Annotated in this window: 23 protein-coding genes and 1 pseudogene; 11 read left to right on the top strand and 13 right to left on the bottom strand. The window is 63.6% G+C overall.

What is annotated here, in order from left to right:
- Positions 1 to 156: 156 nt before the first annotated feature.
- Positions 157 to 1,134, bottom strand: coding sequence for a magnesium/cobalt transporter CorA (gene corA, locus GH665_RS09110; RefSeq protein WP_153135582.1), 978 nt, complete (start codon positions 1,132 to 1,134; stop codon positions 157 to 159).
- 223 nt (positions 1,135 to 1,357) lie between these two features.
- Positions 1,358 to 1,798, bottom strand: coding sequence for a hypothetical protein (locus GH665_RS09105; RefSeq protein WP_028196714.1), 441 nt, complete (start codon positions 1,796 to 1,798; stop codon positions 1,358 to 1,360).
- A 333-nt stretch (positions 1,799 to 2,131) separates the two neighbouring features.
- Between GH665_RS09105 and cydX the strand changes: the two genes are divergently transcribed.
- Together cydX and GH665_RS09095 are read left to right on the top strand one after the other, a co-directional pair.
- Entirely contained in the window at positions 2,132 to 2,281 is a 150-nt protein-coding gene (gene cydX / locus GH665_RS09100; RefSeq protein WP_153135581.1) for a cytochrome bd-I oxidase subunit CydX, read from the top strand.
- A complete protein-coding gene (locus GH665_RS09095; protein WP_153135580.1) occupies positions 2,278 to 2,895 on the top strand; it encodes a P-loop nucleotide/nucleoside kinase family protein in 618 nt (205 codons plus the stop codon). Before cydX ends, GH665_RS09095 begins: the two co-directional genes overlap by 4 nt.
- A gap of 214 nt (positions 2,896 to 3,109) precedes the next feature.
- Here GH665_RS09095 and GH665_RS09090 read toward each other — a convergent pair whose 3' ends face one another.
- The 3 genes from GH665_RS09090 to GH665_RS09080 form a co-directional block, all read right to left on the bottom strand.
- Positions 3,110 to 4,207, bottom strand: a complete 1,098-nt coding sequence (locus tag GH665_RS09090; RefSeq protein ID WP_153135579.1) for a saccharopine dehydrogenase family protein — start codon at positions 4,205 to 4,207, stop codon at positions 3,110 to 3,112.
- A 224-nt stretch (positions 4,208 to 4,431) separates the two neighbouring features.
- Entirely contained in the window at positions 4,432 to 4,890 is a 459-nt protein-coding gene (locus GH665_RS09085; RefSeq protein ID WP_046569023.1) for an Lrp/AsnC family transcriptional regulator, read from the bottom strand.
- 91 nt (positions 4,891 to 4,981) lie between these two features.
- Positions 4,982 to 5,866 carry a LysR family transcriptional regulator gene (locus GH665_RS09080; protein ID WP_153135578.1) on the bottom strand — a complete coding sequence of 295 codons (885 nt, stop codon included), beginning with the start codon at positions 5,864 to 5,866 and terminating at the stop codon, positions 4,982 to 4,984.
- A gap of 187 nt (positions 5,867 to 6,053) precedes the next feature.
- Between GH665_RS09080 and GH665_RS09075 the strand changes: the two are divergent.
- Positions 6,054 to 6,603, top strand: a pseudogene (locus tag GH665_RS09075) (Spy/CpxP family protein refolding chaperone).
- Between the two features lie 214 nt (positions 6,604 to 6,817).
- Complete coding sequence (locus tag GH665_RS09070) at positions 6,818 to 7,255, top strand: PGDYG domain-containing protein (protein ID WP_153135577.1); 438 nt, start codon at positions 6,818 to 6,820, stop codon at positions 7,253 to 7,255.
- An 84-nt stretch (positions 7,256 to 7,339) separates the two neighbouring features.
- Here the strand turns inward: GH665_RS09070 and GH665_RS09065 are convergent, their stop codons facing one another.
- From GH665_RS09065 to GH665_RS09030, 8 genes are all read right to left on the bottom strand, one after another.
- Positions 7,340 to 7,708, bottom strand: a complete 369-nt coding sequence (locus tag GH665_RS09065; RefSeq protein WP_153135576.1) for a DUF3022 domain-containing protein — start codon at positions 7,706 to 7,708, stop codon at positions 7,340 to 7,342.
- Between the two features lie 103 nt (positions 7,709 to 7,811).
- On the bottom strand, positions 7,812 to 8,621 hold the full coding sequence (locus GH665_RS09060) for a YhfC family intramembrane metalloprotease (protein ID WP_153135575.1): 810 nt from the start codon (positions 8,619 to 8,621) through the stop codon (positions 7,812 to 7,814).
- A gap of 60 nt (positions 8,622 to 8,681) precedes the next feature.
- The gene (locus tag GH665_RS09055; protein WP_153135574.1) at positions 8,682 to 9,815 is read right to left on the bottom strand and encodes a LacI family DNA-binding transcriptional regulator; all 1,134 of its coding nucleotides are present in this window, start codon (positions 9,813 to 9,815) and stop codon (positions 8,682 to 8,684) included.
- Entirely contained in the window at positions 9,815 to 10,777 is a 963-nt protein-coding gene (locus GH665_RS09050; protein ID WP_153135573.1) for a 2-hydroxyacid dehydrogenase, read from the bottom strand. The genes GH665_RS09055 and GH665_RS09050 overlap by 1 nt, the downstream gene beginning before the upstream one ends.
- A gap of 4 nt (positions 10,778 to 10,781) precedes the next feature.
- Positions 10,782 to 12,080: an MFS transporter gene (locus tag GH665_RS09045; RefSeq protein ID WP_153135572.1), complete on the bottom strand. Its 1,299-nt coding sequence runs from the start codon at positions 12,078 to 12,080 to the stop codon at positions 10,782 to 10,784.
- Positions 12,081 to 12,153: 73 nt separating this feature from the next.
- Positions 12,154 to 13,137 (bottom strand): sugar kinase, encoded by a 984-nt coding sequence (locus GH665_RS09040; RefSeq protein ID WP_153135571.1) that lies wholly within the window; start codon positions 13,135 to 13,137, stop codon positions 12,154 to 12,156.
- 193 nt (positions 13,138 to 13,330) lie between these two features.
- Entirely contained in the window at positions 13,331 to 14,104 is a 774-nt protein-coding gene (locus tag GH665_RS09035) for a sugar phosphate isomerase/epimerase family protein (protein WP_153135570.1), read from the bottom strand.
- 159 nt (positions 14,105 to 14,263) lie between these two features.
- Complete coding sequence (locus GH665_RS09030; protein WP_153135569.1) at positions 14,264 to 15,184, bottom strand: LysR family transcriptional regulator; 921 nt, start codon at positions 15,182 to 15,184, stop codon at positions 14,264 to 14,266.
- A gap of 120 nt (positions 15,185 to 15,304) precedes the next feature.
- Here GH665_RS09030 and GH665_RS09025 point away from each other — a divergent pair, with 120 nt between their 5' ends.
- From GH665_RS09025 to GH665_RS08995, 7 genes are all read left to right on the top strand, one after another.
- On the top strand, positions 15,305 to 16,399 hold the full coding sequence (locus GH665_RS09025; protein ID WP_153135568.1) for a YeiH family protein: 1,095 nt from the start codon (positions 15,305 to 15,307) through the stop codon (positions 16,397 to 16,399).
- Positions 16,400 to 16,543: 144 nt separating this feature from the next.
- The gene (locus GH665_RS09020; RefSeq protein ID WP_153135567.1) at positions 16,544 to 17,281 is read left to right on the top strand and encodes a glutathione S-transferase; all 738 of its coding nucleotides are present in this window, start codon (positions 16,544 to 16,546) and stop codon (positions 17,279 to 17,281) included.
- Positions 17,282 to 17,393: 112 nt separating this feature from the next.
- A complete protein-coding gene (locus GH665_RS09015) occupies positions 17,394 to 19,127 on the top strand; it encodes a ClcB-like voltage-gated chloride channel protein (protein ID WP_153135566.1) in 1,734 nt (577 codons plus the stop codon).
- Between the two features lie 143 nt (positions 19,128 to 19,270).
- Complete coding sequence (locus tag GH665_RS09010; RefSeq protein WP_153135565.1) at positions 19,271 to 20,608, top strand: C45 family autoproteolytic acyltransferase/hydrolase; 1,338 nt, start codon at positions 19,271 to 19,273, stop codon at positions 20,606 to 20,608.
- A gap of 306 nt (positions 20,609 to 20,914) precedes the next feature.
- Complete coding sequence (locus GH665_RS09005) at positions 20,915 to 21,169, top strand: hypothetical protein (protein ID WP_153135564.1); 255 nt, start codon at positions 20,915 to 20,917, stop codon at positions 21,167 to 21,169.
- Between the two features lie 24 nt (positions 21,170 to 21,193).
- Entirely contained in the window at positions 21,194 to 21,424 is a 231-nt protein-coding gene (locus GH665_RS09000) for a DUF2795 domain-containing protein (protein ID WP_153135563.1), read from the top strand.
- 17 nt (positions 21,425 to 21,441) lie between these two features.
- Positions 21,442 to 22,329 (top strand): AraC family transcriptional regulator, encoded by an 888-nt coding sequence (locus tag GH665_RS08995; protein WP_153135562.1) that lies wholly within the window; start codon positions 21,442 to 21,444, stop codon positions 22,327 to 22,329.
- The last annotated feature ends 4 nt before the right edge of the window (positions 22,330 to 22,333 follow it).

Here is a 22,333-nt window from a genome sequence, read left to right as displayed (position 1 = left end):
CGTTTGCGAGGCCTATTCTCAGCGTGCCCGCTTCGGACTGTCAACGATTCGTGGTGTTGCGATGCACCGGCGTGCCGCCCATGCTGGACTTTTATTGTGCACGGTGCAAGCGCGAACCCCGCGGGGAGGCTCGCGGGACGATGGACTGACGGCCTGTCAAAGCCAGTCGGCCTTGCGAAAACGCCAGTACAGGACCAGATCCACAGCCAGCATCACGACGAGGCAGATCGGATAGCCGAACTTGCTATGCAGCCCGGGGATGCTCTCGAAGTTCATCCCGTAGATGCCGGCGATCATGGTCGGCACCGCGAACAGCGCAGCGAACGAGCCGAGCCGCTTGGTCACTTCGCTCTCGGCAAGCGAGATCATCCCCAGATTGACCTGCACCGCGGTCACGACCATTTCGCGCCGGCCGTCGATGGTTTTGACGATCCGCTGGAGATGATCGTAGACGTCGCGGAAATAGGCTTGCATGCCTTCGCAGACGCTCGGAATGCGGCCGCCCGTCAGCTTGCCGATCCCTTCCTGCAAGGGGGCAATATGGTGCTGCAAGATCACGAGACGGCGTTTCAACGAGTACAGATCCTCGATGATCGCCCGCGAGGCCGCCGAATTGTTACGTTCGAAGATGCGGTCTTCGAGTGCTTCGATCTCCGTGTTCATTGCCTCGACGATCGGAAAATAACGATCGACGATGTCGTCGGCCAGCGCGTACAACACGAACGCCGAACCCTCCTTGAGCAGTTGCGGCTCGCGCTCGCAACGGGCGCGAACGTTCTGGAACCCGGCGCGCGTGCCGCGGCGCACCGACAGCACATAGTTATGCCCCACGAACACGTCGACCTCGCCGATCAGCAGTTCGCCCGCCTCATCCATTTCCACGGTATGCATGACGGCGAACAGCGACTCATCGTACTCCTCGATTTTCGGACGTTGATGGCCGTTTTGCACGTCCTCGATCGCGAGTTCGTGCAGGCCGAACTCGTGTTGCATCACGGCCAGTTCGTGCGGCTCCGGGTCTTTCAGTGCGACCCAGACGAAGCACTCGGGCCGTGCCACGTAGTCGCTGATGTTCTCGATATCGATGTCGCCCAGCTTCCTGCCGTCCTGATAGGCGGCGCAATTGATCAGCATGTTGGATTACCTTGAAAACGGAGCAGACCGGCCGGCCTGGCGCCGTACCCAGGCGCGGCGGCCAATCCGCGTAAACGAATACACGACAGCCGCCATGTTAAGGGCTCTGCGTGAACATCATGTAGCCAATTGTTAAACCTGGCGTTAAACCTGGCGCGCAGCGGCGGCGGGCGCAGCTCCGCGTGGCCGCGTGCAGGCCGGCGCCGCCAGGCCCTGCTCTGCGCTACCGGGCAACCCTGCGCAAAACGATGCGATGATCGTCGCCGAAGCTTACCGACGCGTGGTTCGTATAGCGCGTATCGGCGGTGACCGTAAAGCGCATCTCCACGACCGGATCGAATTGGGTGGAGACGCCGATGCGATGCACGCCCGGGCTCAGATAGAAGACCACATGTTCGCCGTTCATCAGATCGGTGACCTGCTCGCCGTCGATATACACCAGCGCATCGCGGAACCGGACAATCACGTCGCGGGAACGTTCGCGCCGCACGTCCACGGCGACCAGCCCGGTTCCGGGCTGCGTGTAACCGGGCTGGACGATGCGCGTTTGCGGCACCTCCTTGAACGCCACGGGTTCGGCCGGAGTCGACGCGCAACCGGCGAGCGACGCGACAGCCAGCGCGAGCAGCGCGGCTTTGCAGTGGAAGTGCTGGCGCATCGGCATGCTGGGTCTCCCGTGTCGCTGATCGTGTTATTGGCCGTGTTGCGGGTGATGCTGTTCCTGTTATAGGCGCATTGCGCCTTGCTGGCCGCAGCGCCTGGCCACAGATCCTGGCTGAAGCGCCGAAGCGCCAAAACGCCATGCACCCTCTTGCACCCGACCGCGTTCTTCTTCATGATCGCTGCAAAGTGCGGCGCTGTGGGCGCCGCGCGCTGCGGATTTACCCTCGGATCCGCCGCGTGTTACCTTTGTTTGCCCTCAAGTTTGCTTCTCTGTACCGGCTATGCGTAACGCTTCACCGTCCGCCGCGCCGGACCTGCGATCAAGGAGACTGCAATGTGGTATTTCACCTGGATTCTCGGCATTGGCGTGGCGTTGGGCTTCGGCATCATCAATGTGATGTGGCTCGAGGCCAGCGGTAAATTCGCGCGTGATCCGCAAGTCGCCGGCACCCCGCCCGCCGCGCCCGAGGACAGGCCTTCGTGACGCATCTGGTTTTCTTCTGCGGTCACGCAGGCACCGGCAAAACCACCCTGGCGAAGAAACTGATCGGCCCACTCATGCAGGCAAGTTCGTCGCCCTTCTGCCTGCTCGACAAAGATACGTTGTTCGGCGGCTACAGCGCGGCCGCCATGGGCATGCTGACGGGCGACCCGAACGACCGCGACAGCCCGCTTTTCCTCCAGCACCTGCGCGACCCCGAGTATCGCGGCCTGCTCGACACCGCCCGCGACAATCTCGAGATCGGTGTCAGCGCGCTGGTGGTCGGGCCGCTGTCGCGCGAAGTGCGCGAGCGGCGCCTGTTCGATCGCGCCTGGCTCGGCATCGGCGCGGACGTCACACTGCGGGTGGTGTGGATCACCACATCGGAAGAGACTGCGCATCAGCGTATCGTCGATCGCGGCAATCCGAACGATGCCTACAAACTCGCGCATTGGGACGAGTATCGGCAGCGCCGCTTCGTGCCGGGCGGCAAGATTTGCGACGACCTGTTGATGTTCGACAACACCGCGCCCACCCGCGCGGATTACGAAGCGTTGCTCGCACAACTGGTGGGCGAGCCGCATGCGTCGTCGGGGATGCCGCCGTTACCTGTGTAGTGACCGGTGCAGCAGCCCGGTTAATACCGGCGTTTCAAACGGCACAACGCCCCGCAATGCGGGGCGTTGTCGTTCATAACGCGGCCTTCTATGAGGCTTTTTTCGTTGCTTGCGTTGGTTGTGCTACTTGCGTTGCTCGCGGCAGTCACTGCCGCGGCGTCGCACGGCCCCCGGTTTTGAGCCTTATCTGAAACCTCAGTGCGGTGATTGCCGCTTACACCGTTGCCATCGCATCCAGCGACTGCCCTTCGTACAACTGGCCAAAGCGGTTCGCAAGGAAGTCTCGCAGCGACACCTGTTCCTGACGCACGAAGCCGCTTTGCGGCAGCTTCTTCTCACGGAACAGATCGAGCACCGCGCACATCGCGCCGGCCGTGGTGATCTGGATCGCGCTCATCGGCACACCGCACACCGTCTTCGCGAAAATCTTGCGGGTGAAGACTTCCTGCACGAGTTGACCATCGCGCATGCCGCTCACGGTGATGAACACCAGCACGACGTCTTGCGCGGTCGCAGGCACCGAACGGCGCATGATGGTCTTGAGCGTATCGCGGTCGCTCGCCAGACGCAGGTCTTCCAGCAGGAACTGCATCAGGTTGCGGTGGCCCGGATAGCGCACCGACTTGTAGTCGAGCGACTCGACCCGGCCCGCCAGCGTTTCGCATAGCGTGCCCAGGCCGCCGGACGTATTGAAGGCTTCATACTCGGTACCGTCGAGCGAGAAGTGTTCGAGGCCTTCGAGCGGCTGCACCCACTGCGTGCGGCTGTCGCGGATCGCTTCGCAGGGCTGGCAGTACTCGTTGATCAGGCCGTCGACGCTCCACGTCAGGTTGTACTTCAGCGCATTGGTCGGGAACTCCGGCAACGCGCCGACGCGCATCTTGACGTCGCGGATTTCGGTGAAACGGTTCGCCAGTTCGTGCGCGGCGATGCCGATGAAACCCGGCGCCAGACCGCACTGCGGCATGAAGGCGTGATCGGCGGAGTCGGCGATTTCACGGATTGCGTGAGTGGCGCGCACGTCTTCGGTCAGATCGAAGTAATGGACGCCCGCGCCCTTGGCGGCCGAAGCCACGCTCACCGCCAGGTAATACGGCAGCGCGTTGATGAGCGTATCGAAGCCTTGAATGGCGGCACGCAGGGCGGCCGCGTCGGCGGAATCGACGCGGCGGGTCGGAATACCCTGGGCGGCGAGCTTATCGAGCGCATGTTGATCGCGGTCGAACGCGACAACGTCGTAGTCGCCAGTTTCGCGCAACATATGGGCGATGGTGTGACCGATCAAACCTGCGCCAACAATGGCTACTTTCATGCGCTTCTCCTTATTCTCTGTCTGCTGTCTCCAGCTTGGGAAGTGCGCTGCGCTTAAGGCGCGGCGCCCGGCGGGCTGAACCCTTGAGACACAGTTTAGGGAGAAGCAAAAACAGTTCATACGCGCAAAATGCTGCGCTATGACCATGATTTTCGACGTTATGACGAGACAATTAGTCGATATGTCGAAAACGTGTCAAAACGGCGTAAAAATCAGGCAGCAGATCACACCATGCCGCGGTCGATCTTGCGCGCCAGAATGATCGACGTGGTGGTCCGCTCCACGCCTTCCAGGCCACCGATCTCGTCGAGCAGATCGTTGAGGCGGTCGGGCGAATCGGCGCGCAGCCACGCGACATAATCGAACTCGCCGCTCACCGCGCAGAGCAATTGCACCTCGGGCATCTTGCCGAGACGCTTCTGCACGGCAGGTCCGTATTTCGGCGCGATGATGATGCCGACGTAGGCCTGGATGCTCGAGTCGAGCACATCCTGGCCGAGCCGCACGCTATAGCCGCCGATTACGTTGCTGCGTTCGAGCCGCGCGATGCGGGCGATCACGGTGGTGCGCGCCACATCCAGTTGGCGCGCGAGATTGGCGACGCTTTCACGGGCGTTGGCTTGCAGCGCCGCCACGAGGTTGCGGTCGAGTTCGTCGAGTTGGTCGAGGCGCGGAGGTCTCATCGGGGGCTAGAAGTTGGTCTGGCGTGGAGCGGATTATCGCGCGTATTGTGGGTATCGGGCATCGGGCGGCCGGCGGAAGAACCCGGAAGGATCACGCGCCGAATCGCTCGATCAAGAAGTCGATGAAGCTGGTGAGCTTCGGCGTGGCACGGCGATCACGCGGATAGACCAGATGAACGGGCGCACCCTCGGGCAAATAGTCTTCCAGCACCGACACCAGTTCGCCGCTGGCAATCTCTCTGGCGAGCAGCGCCTCCGGCTGCAACACCAGCCCGAAGCCGCGCAAGGCGGCCACCTTGAGCGCCTGGCCGTTGTTGGCCCGGAACCGTCCGGCCCGCAACTGGTTTTCGTCCGCGCTCTCGCCGCCTAGCCGCCACAGGCCCTCGCGGCCCCAATGCAGAAAACCCAGGCATTCGTGCTGCGTCAGGTCGGCCGGCGTGCGCGGTATGCCGGCTCGCGCCAGATAGGCCGGTGAAGCGCAGGCGCGCATCCGGTAAGGCTTCAACGGCCGCGCGACGAAACTGGAATCCGGCAAATGACCGATTCGCACCGACGCGTCGAAGCCCTCCTCCACCAGATCGATCACGCGATTCGACAGATCCAGTTCGAGGCTCACGTCCGGCCAGGCGCTCAGGTAGTCGGTCATCGCCGGGGCAAAGACTTCGACGCCGTAGGTCAGCGGCACCGTCACTTTCAGCACCCCGCGCGGCGCGGCTGCCATTGCCTCGGCGGCAGACTCCGCCTCCTTGACGTCGGCCAGAATGCGCCGGCACTGCTCGTAATAGTGCCGGCCAATCTCAGTCAGACTCTGGCGGCGCGTGGTGCGCGTCAGCAACCGCGTCGCAAGCCGCGTTTCAAGCGAGCGGATGTGCTTGCCCACCATCGCCGACGAAATGTCAAATCGTTCGGCCGCCGCCGTGAGACTGCCCGCTTCGACCACCGCGACGAAGATTTCCATGCTGACGAATTTGTCCACCCGCTATTTCCTGTTCGTTTCGGTTGTAAGCGTTTGTCGCACTGCAACCGCAGTGTAGGGATATCGTGATACTAATAGCGGCGACGGCGAAGTGGGCAGCCGGTCGCCTTGCGTCGCCATGCCGATGCACGTTAGGCCGCTCGCCATGCTCGCCTAGTCCCAATTCGAACAGACATCAGGAGTTTCGATGAAAAAAGCACTCGTAATGCTGGCCACCGCAGTCGCCATGAGCGGCGCATTCGCACAAACTTCCGCGCCGGCTTCGGCGCCGGCCAGCGCCTCGGCACCCGCCGCAAAAGCCGGCCACGAGCGCAATGTCGAAGACCGCATCACTTTCCTGCACACCAAGCTGAAGATCACGCCTGAGCAGGAAACCCAGTGGAACGCTTTCGCCGACGTCATGCGCAACAATGGCCAGACGATGGGGCAATTGTTCCAGCAGCGCAAGGCTGCCACGAACCTGTCGGCGCTCGACGACATGAAGCAATATGCGGAGATCGCCCAGGCACATGCGGACGGCATGAAGAAACTGGTCGACGCGTTCGATCCGCTGTACACCAGCTTCTCGCCGGAACAGAAGAAGCTGGCCGACGCGACGTTCCACCAGGGCGGCCCTGAAAGCGGCGCCCGTCATCATGGCAAGGGTGCCAGGAAGGCGCCGGCGGCGGCTGAGTGATGCGATTGTGAAGCCCTCAGCGCTTCACTGGGTGACGTCACTGAGTAACGTCACTGAGTAACGCCACTGAGCAGCTTCACCGCAGGCCAGCTTGATTGCGCACGGCGCGTGTTTGCGCGCCGTGCGCTCAGTTCTTTCGCCTTCGAGAATAAGCCCGGCTACTCTCAACGGCAAAAGAAGCCGATCTTCAGATGCATCTGGCATGATTGCGAGTAAGTGGCGTCGAGACGCAAAGTCCCGGCGCGGCTGTCAATCTCTCTACACCCACTCGCTTGATGACCGAACTCAAAAATCTCGATCTGAATAACGATGCCGACGCCCAGCGCGTCGTCAAGAACGAAACCGTGAACGTCGAGTTCGCCGCTGCCGAAGGCGAACTGATGAGCCTGGAAGGCCCGAACCGCTACGCTCCCGGCGACGCGCTGATCACCGGCTCGACCGGCGACCGCTGGGTCGTCTCGCGCGACCGCTTCGACGCCAAATACCTGCCGGAAAACGCCGCCCTCGCTCATGGCGAACCGGGCGCATACCGCAACCGCCCTGCCGTCGTGCTTGCCAAACAAATGAACGAAGCGTTTTCGCTAGCCCGCTCGGCAAGCGGAAGCGATGTGCTGCAAGGCGCCGCCGGCGACTGGATCATGCAATACGCACCGGGTGATTACGGTGTAGTGCAGGCCGCACGCTTCGCGAAGGTCTATCGGCTCGCCGATTGAGTTTGCGGCAAGCTGAGCGCGGCAAGCGAGGCGCACTCGGGGCCGCCCGCCGGCGCATGATCCGGGCGACTTGAGTCGACCATTTCAGGCAAACTCGTCGCCGAGATCCACCGTCACATCGCGCGCCACTGCTTCGCCGTTCGCATACTGTTCTTCGAGCGAGCCGAGGCTCGCTTCGACATACGCCCGCAACACCGCGAAACTCCGGCCACGCAGTCGTGCCGGCAACGCGCGATAACGCGCCAGCGCTGTCGGTGCAATCACCACGGTCATCTCGATGCGGCGCGCAGTCGCGCCGAAACGCATGGCAACCCAGTGAATCGCCAGGGTCGGCGTGCCGTCTTCGCTCGCACGCTGGATAAACTGTGTCTGCTCCGGAAACAGATCGCTGATGACACGCGCCAACTCCTCGAACTCGGGATTCGCGCAGTCGTATTGGTAAGCTTCTTCCATGAGATGTGCCGAAAGGATGAGCCTGAACGGCGTACCGCAAGGGTACGCCGGAAGTTAAAGAATCACGAAGCGACTGTGTAACAGCCGGCTCACGCCAACTGCTTCACGCGGCAGCCGCCGGGCGGCGGAACACTCTGAACAGCAGGCCCACGACAATCAGCGCCCCTAGCGCGTACACCCCGTCCACGGCGGCGAGCGGCACGAGTTGCGCCTGGAACAACGCAGCCGGCACGTCGACCAACGCATGCAGCAGAATCGCGAGCGGCAGGATGCCACGCCAGCCCGCCCGCAGGCCGCGCCACATCAGCACCGACAAACCGATCTGGAACACCAGCGCAGCCACCCGTTCGAGCGCGAAAATGCCCGCCGTCTGCGGCGTCAGGCTGGCGAGGATCAGGTGGATGCGCATCACCGAGTCGGTCGGCAGATTGCTCAGATAGCCGTCCAGTTCGCCGCGATTTTCGAAGATAGCGAACAGGATCCACTGAATCTGCACCAGCACGCCGACCAGCCAGGCTTCCGCGCCACCGTGGCCGAGGCCATAGGTCAGCGCGGTGCCGTCACCCGTGTTTGCGGCAGACGCGGACCTCGCTGCGGCGCGCTTGAGCAATAGACGCATCCCGATGAAACGCCCCACTTCTTCGCAGACGCCCGCCACCAGCGCGCCATACACCACGAAGGCCAGCGGATTGGACAGAAAGGTGGCGCTCGCTTCGTTCCGATGGAGCACGTAGTCGTTCAGCGCGCGCTCGATCACCATCGCGAACAGCGCGAAGATGGCGATGCCGGTGATCGCGTCACGGGGTTTCAGCGCGAGCGGCCGACGCAAACGGCGATAGATCAGGAACGGTAAGGCGGCGACGAACAGGGTCGCAACGGTGAGGCTCGAGAGGGTAAGCGGTGCAACAACCATGAGTTTCCTTGCGATGACCGGCCCGCACCCGCTGCGCGCCGCAGCCCGAATGATCGCAGATCAGCGCGAAGTTGACGCACGGACGATCAATTCGCCTGGCAAGAGGCAATCGCGCGCGGTGGTTTGAACCCCTTCGATGCGCTCATGGAGGAACTCGACGGCGCGGTAGCCGATCTCGTAGGTCGGCTGGCGGATCGTGGTCACGCCGGTCAATTCGGCCCATTCGGGATCGTCGATCGACAGCAACGCGACGCGCGCCTGCCAATCCGCGCCATAGCGCGCTTTCAGATGAAGGGCGAGGCACAGCGCGACCGGCGCGTTGGCCGCGAACAAGGCGATGCGGGCGGGTTTGCCGACGCTGCTGCTTGAGACGTTATCTATGGCGTTATCGATGGCGTTGGCCACGGCCCCATCAGATCTGCCAGCCGCATCGATTGCGCGGTCCAGTTCGGCGAGGGCATGCTCGACGGCTTCCGGGTCCGCAAGATTCAGCACCAGCGTATGCCCACGCGCGCCGCCCTTGCCGCCTTCGTCCTTGCCAGCCACACCGCGCATCACCTCGCGAAAGGCCGCCTCGCGCAGTTGCCGCGAACTGACTTGCTCGAAGGGCTGCACGACAAACCAGATATCGTCGAAACCATGCTCGAGCAGGTGCCGCGTACCGAGCTCCGCCGCCGCCCGGTTGTCCAGCCCGACCATATCGGCGACGAGCCCCTCCACCGAACGGTCGACCAGCACCGCCGGAATTCCCCCGCCACCCACCGGCCGCAGGGTTTCCTCGCGCACGCCGAGCGCGTTGACAATCACGCCTTCCACACGATACGTGGTCAGCAGTTGCAGATAGCGCCGCTCCATTTCGACTTCGTTGGCGGCATGGCAGATCAGCGGCATCAGCCCGAGCGCCTGGCAAGCGGCTTCCACGCCTTGCAACACTTCGATGCTGTACGGGTTCGTCAGGTCGGCGAGCAGCATGCCGATCAGACGATTACGGCCACGCTTGAGGCCGCGCGCCATCTGGTTCGGCTGATAGTCGAGACGTTCGATGGCCGCCTCGATGCGCGCGCGCAATTCCGGCGACAGCACGCTCATCTCGCCATTCAGGTAGCGCGAGATGCTGGTCTTGCCAGTGCCGGCTTCACGCGCGACGTCGGTAATCGTCGCGCGGCGCGTGGCGGCAAGGGGCGTCGTACTCATTACTTCAACACGTCGCGGTTGACGATGTTGGTCGCGAGCGTACCCGCGAGCGCCGCGACGAGGTTTTCCGCCGCATTGCGCGCCATCGCATGACGGGTCTCGTGCGTCGCCGAACCGATATGCGGCAGCGCGACCACGTTTGCCATTTTCAGCAGCGGCGAATCGGCCGGCAACGGCTCGGTCTCGAACACGTCAAGACCCGCGCCGTGAATCGTGCCGTTTTGCAGGGCTTCGATCAGCGCCTGTTCATCGACCGTGGCGCCGCGCGAAGCGTTGATCAGGATCGCACTCTTTTTCATCGACTTCAGTTCGGCTGCGCCGATCATGTGTTTCGTCTCGGGCGTGAGCGGCACCTGCAGGCAAACGAAATCGGAGGTGGCAAGCAACTCCGCCAACTCGACACGGCGCGCGCCGTAAGCCTGTTCCGCCTGCGCATTCGCGCTGCGGTTCGTGTACAGCACCTTCATGTTGAAGCCGAGCGCCGCACGCCGCGCGACCGCGCCGCCGATCCGTCCCAGCCCGACGATACCGAGTGTCTTGCCTTGCACATCGACGCCAAAATGGGCGGGGCCGATGCTGTGCTTCCACTGCCCCGCCTTCACCCAATCCGCCAGTTCGACCACGCGCCGCGCCGACGCGAGGATCAGCGAGAACACCGTATCCGCGGTCGATTCGGTCAACACGTCCGGCGTATGCGCAAGCACGATGCCGCGGCGCGTGAGGTCGGCCACATCGAACTGGTCATAGCCCACCGAGATGGTCGACAACGCCTTTAGCCGGCTCGCGCCTTCGAGCATCGCCGGCGTGATTTTCACGCTCGAACCGATGCCGCCGTCGGCGTCCTTCAACGCGGCGACAAACGTGTCGTGCCGCGCAGGGTCGACCTGCACGACCTGCGCATGCTGCTGCAGATACGCGAGCACATCCTCGGGCAACGACTTCCATGCGACGATCTTCTTCATCTGCCTATTTTCCTTGCAACGGTGTAGCGAGCTTGCCGGCCTGATTCAGCGGCTGTGTCTGCGGCTGCGGCTTGACGATCAACGTCAGAATCACCGCGGCAATCAAGGCCACGCTCATGAACGCATACGATGCCGCGGGCGAACCGGTCGCGCCATTCAGATAGCCGACCACGTATGAGCCGACGAACGAACCGAGCGCACCCATGCTGTTGATCAGCGCCATCGCGCCGCCCGCAACGTTCTTCGGCAGCAACTCCGGCACGATCGCGAAGAACGGCCCGTACGGCGCATACATCGCACCGCCGGCGATCACCAGCAGCGCATACGAAATCCAGAAGTGCGTGGAGCCGAGCGCATACGACGCGGCGAACGCAATCGCGCCGACCAGCAGGAACGGCCACACGAACACTTTGCGGCGGTTGAGTTTATCCGATGCCCACGAAGCCGCAAGCATCGCGATCGTGGCCGCCAGATACGGCAGCGCTGAGAGCCAGCCGGTTTCGACCATGCCGAGCGTCGAACCGTTCTTCAGGATCGACGGCAGCCACAGCACGAAACCGTACACGCCGATGCTCCAGCAAAAATACTGTGCACACAGCTTGATGACCGCGGGCGTGCGGAACGCTTCGCTGTAGTTGCGCACCGGTTTGATCGCGGCCTGTTCGGCGCGCAAGGTTTCGGCGAGGTCGTCCTTTTGCTGCTGCGTGAGCCACGAGACCTGCTGCGGCTTGTCCTGCACGATGAACCACCAGCACACCGCCCAGATAATCGCGGGTGCGCCTTCGGCGATGAACATATGGCGCCAGCCGAACGAGTGCACCAGATAGCCCGATACCACCGACATCCACAGCACCGTCACCGGATTGCCGAGAATCAGGAAGGTATTGGCCCGCGAGCGCTCGCTCTTCGTGAACCAGTTGCTGATGAAAATCAGCATTGCCGGCATCACCGCGGCTTCGACCACGCCGAGCACGAAACGGATCACCATCAGCGAGGGGATATTGCTGACCATGCCGGTCAATGCCGCGCATCCGCCCCACAGGACCAGACTCCAGAACACGAGCTTTTTGACGCTGCGACGTTCCGCGTAAATCGCGCCGGGAATCTGAAAGAAGAAATAACCGAGAAAGAACAACGCGCCGATCAGCGACGAGAGTCCTTTGCTAATGCCGAGATCCTGGTTGATGCCGGCGGCCGACGCGAAACCGAAGTTCGCGCGGTCGAGGTAAGCCAGGCTGTACGTGATGAATACGATCGGCATGATCGTCCACCAACGGCGAATCGCAAGCGATGATGAGGTCATGGAAGTCTCCTTTGTCGAGCCAGCTAATACTGAATAGCGCGGGATGCGCCAAATGCGGCACGCTTCCCCGCGCTCACGCCGCGGTGACGACGCGCGGCGCGTCGGCCAGTTCGAGCGCGTCCAGTTCGGCGCGGCTCGGCAGGCCCTCCGAATCGCCGATCACCTGGATCGCCAGCGCGCCGATCCGGTTGCCGCGCGCGACCGCTTGCGGCAGCGCCTTGCCTTCGAGCAGCGCGCTGACCACGCCGACCGCGAAACCATCGCCCGCGCCCACCGTGTCCACGACCTTCGCGACCGGCTGGCCGGCGATCACGGCGGCATCGTCGGCGGTGCGAAAGTACGCGCCTTCGGCGCCGAGCTTGATGATCACGCCACGTGCGCCCTGATCGAGATAAAACCTGGCGATATCGTCGGGCTGCGTATAGCCGGTCAGAATCTCGCCTTCGCCGATGCCGGGCAATACCCAGTCGGCCAGCGCGGCAAGCGCATTCAGCCCTTCGACCATCGCGGCGCGCGAGGGCCACAGCGTCGGACGCAGATTCGGGTCGAACGAGATCGTCTTGCCTGCGGCACGCATTTCTCGCGCCAGGTGGAAAGCAAGTTCGCACGAACTCGCCGAAATGGCCGGCGCTACGCCCGTCAGGTGAAGGTGACGCGCCGACAGCACGTAATCGGCCGCGTAGTCGGCCAATGACAGGTGGCTCGCCGCCGACCCTTTGCGGAAATACTCGACCGCCGGATCGCTGCCGTCGTCGTTCTTCGATTTCAACTGGAAACCGGTCGGGTAGCGCTCGTCGGTAGTGACGCAGCGCTGGTCGATGCCTTCTTTCGTCAGCGTGTCGCGCACGTACTGGCCGAACGAATCGTTGCCGACCCGGCTCATCCAGCCCACCTTGAAACCCAGTCGCGACAGGCCGATCGCCACATTCAGATCGGCGCCCGCGACGCGCTTGGTGAATTGCCCGACACCGGCAAGTGCGCCGGTTTCGGCGGCCACGAACATGGCCATCGCTTCACCGTAGGTGATGACGTCGAGTGCTGCGCTTGTGTTGCTCATGCTTCGCTCCTGCGTGTTCCCGCTTGCTTCCCGCTTGCTTCCCGCTTGCTTCCCGTTTGCTTCCCGTTTGTTTCCCGTTTGCTTCCCGTTTGCTTCCCGTTTGCTTCCCGTTTGCTTCCCGTTTGCTTCCCGGTTGCTTCCCGTTTGCTGCCGTGTTTTCGCTACCACGCTTCTCTCAGGTCCTGCGCACCGCTTACGCGGCAGCCAGCCACGCGACGTAGTGCGCAGCGTCAGCGTCGATACGGTTCGCATCGAACGGAAATTCAATGCCGCGCGGCACGTGGCGCGGCAGCTTGTCGAGCACCGCGGCGAACTGCGTGTCGCCGGCGGCCGGCGCGGCGGGAAAGCGCCGTGCGCCCTCACCCACCGCCGTCTTGCAATGGATGTATTCGACGTGGGCGGCCAGCGGGCCCGCGGCATCGAGCGGCGCGACATCACGCCATGCCCAGTTACCGATGTCGAAGGTCATGCCGAAGCTCCCGGCGTGGCCTTCACGCGCGAGCGCGTCGAACAGGCCAATGAACTGTGCGAGCGAGCCGCCCTCGGCCAACTGACCGTTCTCGACGACGAGCCGCACATTCGCGCCGCGCAGATACCCGGCAATCTCCGCGCCATGAGCCTGGGAAGCGAAGCCACCGAGTTGCAGCTTCACGAAGCGCGCGCCGAACGCCGTTGCTTCGTCGAGCGCGAGAAGCAGCGCGCCGGTGTCGATCTGTCCATCTGACGTGTACAGCGCTGCGGGGGTCGAATACACCGACCACAAACCGAGTTCGGTAATCGCTTTGCCCAGCGCGCTCAATGCTTGCGGAGCAGCATCGGCTTCGTTCGCGAACAACTCGCGGCGCACTTCGAAGGCCGCCGCGCCTGCCTGTTTGCTCGCCGCGGCCCACTTCAGATGACCGTCCGTGCGGACCGCGTCCATGCCGAAAGCGCTTGCGACAATCACCACGTCAACTGCATCAGTCATGTCGAATTTACTCAAATCTATGTCATATCAGCCTTCGATCGGCACTTGGAACCGGTTCCAAACACGTTTCGAAAAAAAGCGCCGAGGCGCTTGCGATGCCCGAATAGTGCGCCGGACGCGCCGTCATGCACCATAGTGGAAATCCCCAGGCTGGGTAGATCAGGCGCCATCCGCGAGGCAAAGCGCGAGGAACTGCTCAACCACGCGTGACGGGGCGCTCGCATGAGGCACCAGGATCGACAGGCGCCGCGCCAGTGGCTCGGGACCCAGCGAGAACCGGCACAACGCGCCGTCCTCATGCCGCATCGACATCGCCGAGACGAAACCGATGCCCATCCCCGCGCGCACGGCTTCCTTGACGCCCTCGACCCCGGCAATCTCCAGCGCCACGCGCATCGGCACACCCGCTCTGGCAAAGGCGCGCTCGACGATCTGCCGCACGCCCGACCCGGCTTCGCGCAACACCAGCGGATGGGGGCCGAATGCCGCCAGCTCCGCCCGCCCGTCGTTGATGCCCGCGCCGTCGGCCATACGAGAACCGATCGCCTGCGCCAGCGGATGCGTGCGCGGCATGATCGCGACGATCTCGTCTTCGCGCCACGCATGCACCGCGGTGTCCGGCGGCAAATCCTCGCCGACCGGCCCCTCGATCATCGCGATATCCACCTCGCCGAGCGCGCTGACGATTTCGGTGGTGTTGCCGTCGGCGGTATGCAGCGTCACGTCGGGATAGCGGCGATGAAAGTCCGCGATCAGATAAGGCAGCAGGTAGCTCGCCGGCGTGGTGCTGGCGCCGATCCGCAAGGTGCCCTGCTCGAGGCCGCGCAGCGCATCGCGATACGCATGCGCCTGGCGCCACGTATCGCGTAGGCGGGTCGCATAGCTGGCGAGCTGCTCGCCGGCGGCCGTGAGACGCACGCCGCGCCCGTCGCGCAAGTAAAGCGGCTCGCCGAATTCGTCCTGTAGTTGTCGCAGTTGTCCGGACACGGCCGGCTGCGATAAATGCAGCGCCACGGCCGCCCGGCTGATATTGCGATGTTCCGCAACGGCGGCAAACGTTATAAGTTGGTCCGGGGTCATGGTGGTCAAAGTATCCGCACAACTGATACTTTACATTCTAAATCACGATTTTTCATATCGATATATCTAATTTAGGATTGCAGCTATCGAATCAGAACAGTCATAGGAAGGCATTACGCCATGTCCACCGCTCATCTCACCGCTACTGCGACACCCGCCGGATCGTCCTCCACCCGCGGCCAGCTCAACGGCATTCTCTTCGTGGCCCTGTTTGCCGCCGCCGTCACCCGCATCGCGGCGATCCCGGCCATCGCCGGGCTGGGTTTGAGCCCGCTGATCGTCGGCATTGTGGCGGGCGCTATTTACGGCAACGCACTGCGCGACGGCATGCCCGAAAGCTGGGCGGCCGGGGTCAACTTCTCGGCGCGCAAACTCCTGCGCATCGCCGTGGCATTTTTCGGCTTGCGAGTCAGCCTGCAGGAAATCGCTCAGGTCGGCCTGCCCGGCCTCGCTGAATCGGTGCTGGTCGTCGTCAGCACGCTAGCGATCGGTACGTGGGCCGGCATGAAGATCATGAAACTCGACCGCGACACGGCACTGCTCACGGCTGCGGGCAGCGCGATCTGCGGTGCGGCTGCCGTGCTCGCATTCGAGTCGACGCTGCAATCCAAGCCGCACAAGAGCGCGATGGCCGTGGGCAGCGTGGTGCTGTTCGGCACCCTCTCGATGTTCCTGTACCCGGTGCTGTTCAAGGCGGGCTGGCTGCATCTCGACACGGTTGGCGCGGGCCTGTTCTTCGGCGGCACGATTCATGAAGTGGCGCAGGTGGTCGGCGCGGCCAGCAATGTGAGCCCGGAGGCAACCCATATCGCGACCATCGTCAAGATGACCCGGGTGATGCTGCTGGTGCCGGTGCTGCTGGTGATCGGCATGTGGGTGAACCGCCCGGCACGCAACGCGGCTGCCACCGGAGCGGCCAAAGACGGCAAGCAACACGCGCCGCGCAAGATGGCGATTCCCTGGTTCGCGCTCGGCTTCCTGGCCTTCGTCGTGATCAACTCGCTGCACGTCCTGCCCGAGAGCGCAACCAGCACACTGAACATGCTCGACACCTTCGCGCTCACCATGGCCATGACCGCGCTCGGTATCGAAACCCGCATCGCGCAGATCCGTCAGGCAGGCCCGCGCGCTTTGACCACCGGCTTCATCCTGTACGTGTGGTTGATTGCCGGCGGATTGGGTATTACATGGACCGTCCAGCACCTGCTCGGCTAAACCGCCCTCGCCTCCTTGCCAACCCCGCCGCGTGCGGGGTTTTGTGCGTTCAGGCGAACCATCCGGCACGCATGCGCGGCATACTGGTTGCTGGCGCTGTCAGCTTATGCAACCCGTTCATGCAACCGGAATGAGGACTGATCGATGAGCCTGGAACTTTACTATTGGGACGGCCTGCAGGGCCGCGGAGAATTCGTGCGGCTGGCACTGGAAGAAGCCGGCGCGGACTATGTGGAAGTGGCGCGCGGCGAACCGTCGGACGGCCTCGGCACAAACGCGATGATGGCGATCATGAAGAGTAAGGACGAGCCCTATCCGCCGTTCGCGCCGCCATTTCTGAAAGACGGCGATCTGGTGATCGCGCAGACCGCCAACATCCTGTTCTACCTTGGCCCGAAGCTCAAACTCGCGCCATCGATTGAGAGCTTGCGCTACGTGGCCAATGGGCTGCAACTGACGATCGCCGATATGGTGACCGAAGCACACGACACGCATCATCCGCTCGCCAGCGCCTTGTATTACGAAGACCAGAAAGACGCCGCCAAAGTGCGCGCGCACGAGTTCATCGACCAGCGGATTCCGAAGTTCATGTCGTACTTCGAGCGCGTGCTGAAACAGAACCCGGCCGGCGACACGTTCATGGTGGGGGACGCGCTCACTTACGTGGACCTGTCGATGTTCCAGTTGATCGACGGCCTGCTGTACGCGTTTCCGCGCGCGCTCAAGCGTTTCGGCGAACACTATCCGCGCCTTGCGGCGTTGCACGACGCCGTGATCGAGCGGCCGAACATCGCCGCTTATCTGCAGTCCGAGCGGCGCATCGCGCATAACGAAGCCTGCATCTTCCGGCACTACCCGGAACTCGATAAGGCGGCGGCTTGAGCCACGCCACGCGCCGTCGCGAACCCTGCACATTGCGCCCGCTTCCGCCTGCGGGCGCAATGCTGTTACCGTACGCGCATTCCATCCACCCATCACACCCTTTCCTGCCGACGTGCTTTCATTCCTGCTGAAGCTGCGCACCCGCGCCCAGACCCTGTTCCGTCTGTCCGACGCCCATACGATGCTGGTCTGGTCGGTGGTGGTCGGCGTGGCGGGCGCGTTCGCGACGATTGCCTTTCGCGAGGGCATCGCGCTGCTGCAACTGGCGGTGGTCGGCAAGTCCGGCAGTTTCGTCGAGATGGCGCGCGGCCTGCCGTGGACCGTGCGCGTATGGCTGCCCGCCGCAGGCGGCCTGATCGCCGGCTTTTTTCTCCTGATCGCGCGACGCCACGTCGACAAGTCCAATCACATCGACTACATGGAAGCCGTCGCGATCGGTGACGGCGTGGTGCCGGTCAAGTTGAGCTTCTGGCGCAGCGTGTCGTCGCTGTTCACGATTTCGAGCGGCGGCTCGATCGGCCGCGAAGGGCCGATGGTGCAACTGGCGGCGCTGGCCGCCTCGCTGATCGGCCGCTGGGTGCATCTCGATCCGCCACGCCTGCGCCTGCTCGTCGCCTGCGGCGCGGCGGCCGGGATTACCGCCGCGTACAGCGCGCCGATTGCCGGTGCGTTTTTCGTCACGGAAATCGTGCTCGGCTCGATCGTGATGGAAAGCTTCGGCCCGGTGGTGGTCTCGGCGGTGGTCGCCAACATCACGATGCGCGAGTTCACCAGCTACAAGCCGCCCTACGAGATGCCGGTGTTTCCGCCGGTGGCGGGCGCCGAAGTGCTGCTGTTCGTCGGGCTCGGGCTGCTGTGCGGTGCGGCCGCGCCGCAGTTTCTGCGGCTGATGGACTTCTCGAAAGCCAACTTCCGCAAACTGCCCCTGCCGCTGCCCATCCGGCTGGCGTTGGGCGGGCTGGTCGTCGGCATTCTGTCCGTGTGGACGCCTGAGGTATGGGGCAACGGCTACAGCGTCGTCAATTCCATTCTGCACTCGCCGTGGACATGGTCCGCGCTCGTCCTCGTGCTGGTGTTCAAGATCGTCGCGACCTCGGCGACCGTGGGCTCAGGCGCGATCGGCGGGGTCTTCACACCGACGCTGTTCGTCGGCGCGGTGGTCGGCTCGCTGTTCGGCCTCGGCATGCACGCGTTGTGGCCGCACAGTACTTCGGCGCCATTCGCTTACGCCATGGTCGGCATGGGCGCGTTTCTGGCCGGCGCCACGCAGGCGCCGCTGATGGCGATCCTGATGATCTTCGAAATGACGCTCAGCTATCAGGTGGTGCTGCCGCTGATGCTGTCGTGCGTGGTTGCGTACTTCGTGTCGCGCGCGATCGGCAAAACCTCGATGTACGAAATCACGCTGCGCCGCAATCAGGAGGAACTGGAGCGCACCCGTCTGCGCGCGACGCAGATGCGCGAGCTGATCCGCCCCGCCGAAACCGTCGTGCCGCCGAACGCGAGCGTGCACGACATGACTCGCGTGTTCCTCGAATATCCGGTGAAGTATCTGTATGTCGCCAATGAATCCGGCGCGTTTCTCGGCGTGGTCGCGCTCAAGGACATCACCTCCGATCTGCTCGATAAAAGCGACACCGCCGCGAAAACGGCCGCGGATTATCTGCAGCCGCATTTCGACGTGCTGACGCCGGATATGCCGCTCGGCGTCGCGCTGCAGCACTTCATGGCGTTCCAGGGGGAACGCTTGCCGGTGGTTGAAAGCGCCGCGGATCCGAAGCTGGCGGGGGTGGTGTACAAGACTTCGCTGCTCGATGCGTACTTCCGTATGAATCCGACGCGCTAGGCTGCACGCGGCACGCCGCGGCTGCGCGTCCGTGCAAAGCACGGCAGATTCTCTACAATGGGGAAACCGCTGCCGCGCTTTGCACGCAGTGCGCGTTACGCCATGACGGGCGCCTGAACGCCCGCCCTTCGATCGGAGCGAAGATGAGCGAACCGTCCCTCGACGCCGTACGCCGTGATCAGTCCGGCTGGATTTTTCTGCATATAGAAGGCGAGCCGTACGATCGCGGCGAGCAGCACGGCCAGTTGCTCGCCACTGAAATCCAGAACGCGATCCGCACCGCCCGCTACCTGGCGAAATGGGACACCGGCGAAGACTTCGATACCTTCGTCGACGCCGCCGTATCCCAGTTCGCCAACAAACTCGACACCGAATTCGCCGACGAAATCCAGGGCATCGCCGACGGCGCCAAGCTGCCGTTCGCCGAAGTGCTGGCCTGGAACGGCTACATGGATCTGCTGCAAAGCTGGTGGCCGAGCCATGCGGCGGCCCGGCAGCCGCAGCTCGGCGTGAAGCCGTGGCGCGGACGCCGCGGCCACCACTGCAGCGCGTTCATCGCCACCGGCAATGCCACCCGCGACGGCCGCATCGTCATGGCGCATAACTCGTGGGACCGCTACGCCGCGGGCGACGCATTCAATGTGGTGTTCGACATCGTGCCGGATCGCGGCAACCGCATCCTGATGCAGGGCTTGCCGGGCTGCATCTCCAGCCTCACCGATTTCTGGGTCACCCAGGCCGGCCTGATGGTCACTGAAACCACCATCTCCAACTTCGTCGGCTACAACGCGGCCGGCGCGCCGGAGTTCTACCGCTCGCGGCGCGCGTCGCAATATGCCAACGACATCGGCGAATGGTGCGAGATGTTCGCGGTCGCCAATAACGGCGGCTATGCGAACAGTTGGCTGCTCGGCGACACCAAGACCGGCGAGATCGCGCGCTACGAACTGGGGCTGCACTATTCCGGTTTCGAGAGTACGAAAAACGGCTTCTATAGCGGCTACAACACCGCAACCGATCTGAAGATCCGCAACCAGGAATGCATCGGCGAAGGCGAAGACTATACGGATGTGCGCAAAAACGGCGCGCGCCGCCTGCGCTTCATGCAGCTCGAAGAAATGCATCACGGCAAGATCGACGCCGAACTCGCGAAAGAGATGATCGCCGATCATCACGACGTCTATCTCGATCGCAACGACAACCCCTGCTCGCGCACCATCTGCGGGCATCTGGAACTGGACGACGCGCGCTTTGGCGGCACCGATCACGGGCCGTTCAATCCGTGGGGCGCTAACGACGGCAAAGTGGTCGACAGCGACATGGCGCGTGCAATGGCCTTCACCGCGCGCTGGGGACATCCGTGCGGGCGGCCGTTCGACGCCCAGGCGTTCATGAAGCGCCATCCGCAGTGGAACTGGCTCAACGGTTACATGCGCGACCGGCCCTCGTGGCCGTGGACCCGCTTCGAGGTGCTGCGCTAGACGGGACGCTTGTTGCTTACCGTCTGCTTGCCGCCTGCCGGTCGTCTGCTTGCCGTTTATTGCGGCGCAACATAGGCGCGGTACGACCGTTCGCGACTGCGTTGCCTTTTTCCTGCCATCATGTGAAATCTACAATTAGGTTTTGTCTCTTTTGCGCGCGCGCCGCAGCCGTTTGCCATCTAAGATGGTAGATGCATGCCGCTCGCATGACGCAGAGCCGCGTGCAGGTTGGGCCCTCCTTTCGACGCGGGGACGGCACAGCGCGTGCTTCACTGTCAGCGCCGCATGAGCTTAGGAGGTCGGGCGATGAAAACCTCGACACTGTTGACCATGGTGACGCTGTCAGCCTCGTGCTTCGCCGCGCCGGTTCACACCGCGCCCGACAGCACGGCCGCCAGTAGCCTTGCCGAACGCGCCGACGCCGCACCCGTCGCGCCGCCGGCGCCGGATGTTGCCGTCACCGACGAAAATCGTCCGCAACAATGGCAATTCATCGCGCTGCCCAAGTCGCGGCATCTCGAGCGAAGCTTCTCGGGCCAGAACGAACATTTGCAAACCTGACAACAGCCCCTTGGGAGCATCTGCATGACCGCATCGGCTATTCCGGACGAATCGATTGATCTGCAGATCGCCGACGTTCTGCGCGAAGTCAATTTCCCGACTTACAAGGACGCGCTAGTCGACGCCGCGCGCGAAGCCGGTGCGAGCAACGAGGTGCTGTCGATGCTCGACGGCCTGCCGGAGCAGGATTACGCCGACGTGACGTCGGTCACGCGCCTGATCAGCGGCAACTACGGACCGGGTCTGGGAGCATGAGCGGAAGGCAGGTCGCAATGCCAGTTTCGCCAGGTTCGCCAGACTCATCAGGTTCGGCCGGCTCCCTTTCGTCCGATCCGAAACCCTCCGCCGACTGGATCTATCGCTCGCCGCATTCGGGCGACACGAGCGGCATCGAGCGAATCGAAGCCTTCTTCCATCACGCCGGCTATGCGATGCACCGGCACGATACCTATGCGATAGGCCGCACGCTCGCGGGCGTGCAGAGCTTTCACTACCGCGGCAGCACTTGCAACAGTCTGCCGGGCGGCACGATGGTGCTGCATCCCGATGAGCCGCACGACGGCCAGGCCGGCACGGGCGACGGTTTTCATTACCGGATGATCTACGTCGACCCGGCGCTGTTCCAGCAGGCGCTCGGCGGCAAGCCTCTGCCCTTCGTCAAAGGCGGCTTGTCGCACGACCCGCGTCTGTTTGCTGCGACCGAGAGCCTGTTGCGCACCATGGATTGCGCTATCGATTCGCTCGAACAGGACGATGCGCTCTACGATCTGGCGATCGCGCTCGACGCCGTGGCCGGTGCGGCGCCCACGCGCCGGCCGGTGGATTACCGCGCGGCGGAGCGGGCGCGCGAGTATATGCTCGGCTCGCTCGACAGCGCAGTGACGCTCGACGAACTGGCGGCCGCTGCTGGCCGTGACCGCTGGAGTTTGTCGCGAGATTTTCGCGCCCTGTTCGGCACGAGTCCGCACCGTTATCTGAGCATGCGCCGCCTCGATCTCGTGCGCCGTCTGGCGGTTCAGGGCGTGCCGCTTGCCGCTGCAGCGGCGGCGGCCGGCTTTACCGACCAGAGCCATATGACCCGGCACTTCAAGCGCGCATGGGGCGTTGCGCCGGCACATTGGCTCAGGATGCTGGGACCTTCGGCGCGCGGAACGCGTTAAGACG

Origin of the sequence: Paraburkholderia agricolaris (assembly GCF_009455635.1) — a bacterium.
GTDB lineage: Bacteria > Pseudomonadota > Gammaproteobacteria > Burkholderiales > Burkholderiaceae > Paraburkholderia > Paraburkholderia agricolaris.
The sequence above is the reverse complement of the archived record's forward strand: the minus strand, read 5'-3'. Positions and strand labels throughout refer to the sequence as shown.

What these genes read in the sequence shown, in the direction of transcription:
- GH665_RS09005 (WP_153135564.1), top strand. Translation starts at nt 20,915, where the DNA reads ATGAAAACCTCGACACTGTTGACCATGGTGACGCTGTCAGCCTCGTGC.
- GH665_RS09085 (WP_046569023.1), bottom strand. Translation starts at nt 4,890, where the DNA reads ATGAGACCTCCGCGCCTCGACCAACTCGACGAACTCGACCGCAACCTC.
- GH665_RS09030 (WP_153135569.1), bottom strand. Translation starts at nt 15,184, where the DNA reads ATGACCCCGGACCAACTTATAACGTTTGCCGCCGTTGCGGAACATCGC.
- GH665_RS09035 (WP_153135570.1), bottom strand. Translation starts at nt 14,104, where the DNA reads ATGACTGATGCAGTTGACGTGGTGATTGTCGCAAGCGCTTTCGGCATG.
- GH665_RS08995 (WP_153135562.1), top strand. Translation starts at nt 21,442, where the DNA reads ATGCCAGTTTCGCCAGGTTCGCCAGACTCATCAGGTTCGGCCGGCTCC.
- GH665_RS09025 (WP_153135568.1), top strand. Translation starts at nt 15,305, where the DNA reads ATGTCCACCGCTCATCTCACCGCTACTGCGACACCCGCCGGATCGTCC.
- GH665_RS09090 (WP_153135579.1), bottom strand. Translation starts at nt 4,207, where the DNA reads ATGAAAGTAGCCATTGTTGGCGCAGGTTTGATCGGTCACACCATCGCC.
- cydX (WP_153135581.1), top strand. Translation starts at nt 2,132, where the DNA reads ATGTGGTATTTCACCTGGATTCTCGGCATTGGCGTGGCGTTGGGCTTC.
- GH665_RS09070 (WP_153135577.1), top strand. Translation starts at nt 6,818, where the DNA reads ATGACCGAACTCAAAAATCTCGATCTGAATAACGATGCCGACGCCCAG.
- GH665_RS09020 (WP_153135567.1), top strand. Translation starts at nt 16,544, where the DNA reads ATGAGCCTGGAACTTTACTATTGGGACGGCCTGCAGGGCCGCGGAGAA.
- GH665_RS09105 (WP_028196714.1), bottom strand. Translation starts at nt 1,798, where the DNA reads ATGCCGATGCGCCAGCACTTCCACTGCAAAGCCGCGCTGCTCGCGCTG.
- GH665_RS09050 (WP_153135573.1), bottom strand. Translation starts at nt 10,777, where the DNA reads ATGAAGAAGATCGTCGCATGGAAGTCGTTGCCCGAGGATGTGCTCGCG.
- GH665_RS09055 (WP_153135574.1), bottom strand. Translation starts at nt 9,815, where the DNA reads ATGAGTACGACGCCCCTTGCCGCCACGCGCCGCGCGACGATTACCGAC.
- GH665_RS09040 (WP_153135571.1), bottom strand. Translation starts at nt 13,137, where the DNA reads ATGAGCAACACAAGCGCAGCACTCGACGTCATCACCTACGGTGAAGCG.
- GH665_RS09000 (WP_153135563.1), top strand. Translation starts at nt 21,194, where the DNA reads ATGACCGCATCGGCTATTCCGGACGAATCGATTGATCTGCAGATCGCC.
- corA (WP_153135582.1), bottom strand. Translation starts at nt 1,134, where the DNA reads ATGCTGATCAATTGCGCCGCCTATCAGGACGGCAGGAAGCTGGGCGAC.
- GH665_RS09060 (WP_153135575.1), bottom strand. Translation starts at nt 8,621, where the DNA reads ATGGTTGTTGCACCGCTTACCCTCTCGAGCCTCACCGTTGCGACCCTG.
- GH665_RS09010 (WP_153135565.1), top strand. Translation starts at nt 19,271, where the DNA reads ATGAGCGAACCGTCCCTCGACGCCGTACGCCGTGATCAGTCCGGCTGG.
- GH665_RS09065 (WP_153135576.1), bottom strand. Translation starts at nt 7,708, where the DNA reads ATGGAAGAAGCTTACCAATACGACTGCGCGAATCCCGAGTTCGAGGAG.
- GH665_RS09045 (WP_153135572.1), bottom strand. Translation starts at nt 12,080, where the DNA reads ATGACCTCATCATCGCTTGCGATTCGCCGTTGGTGGACGATCATGCCG.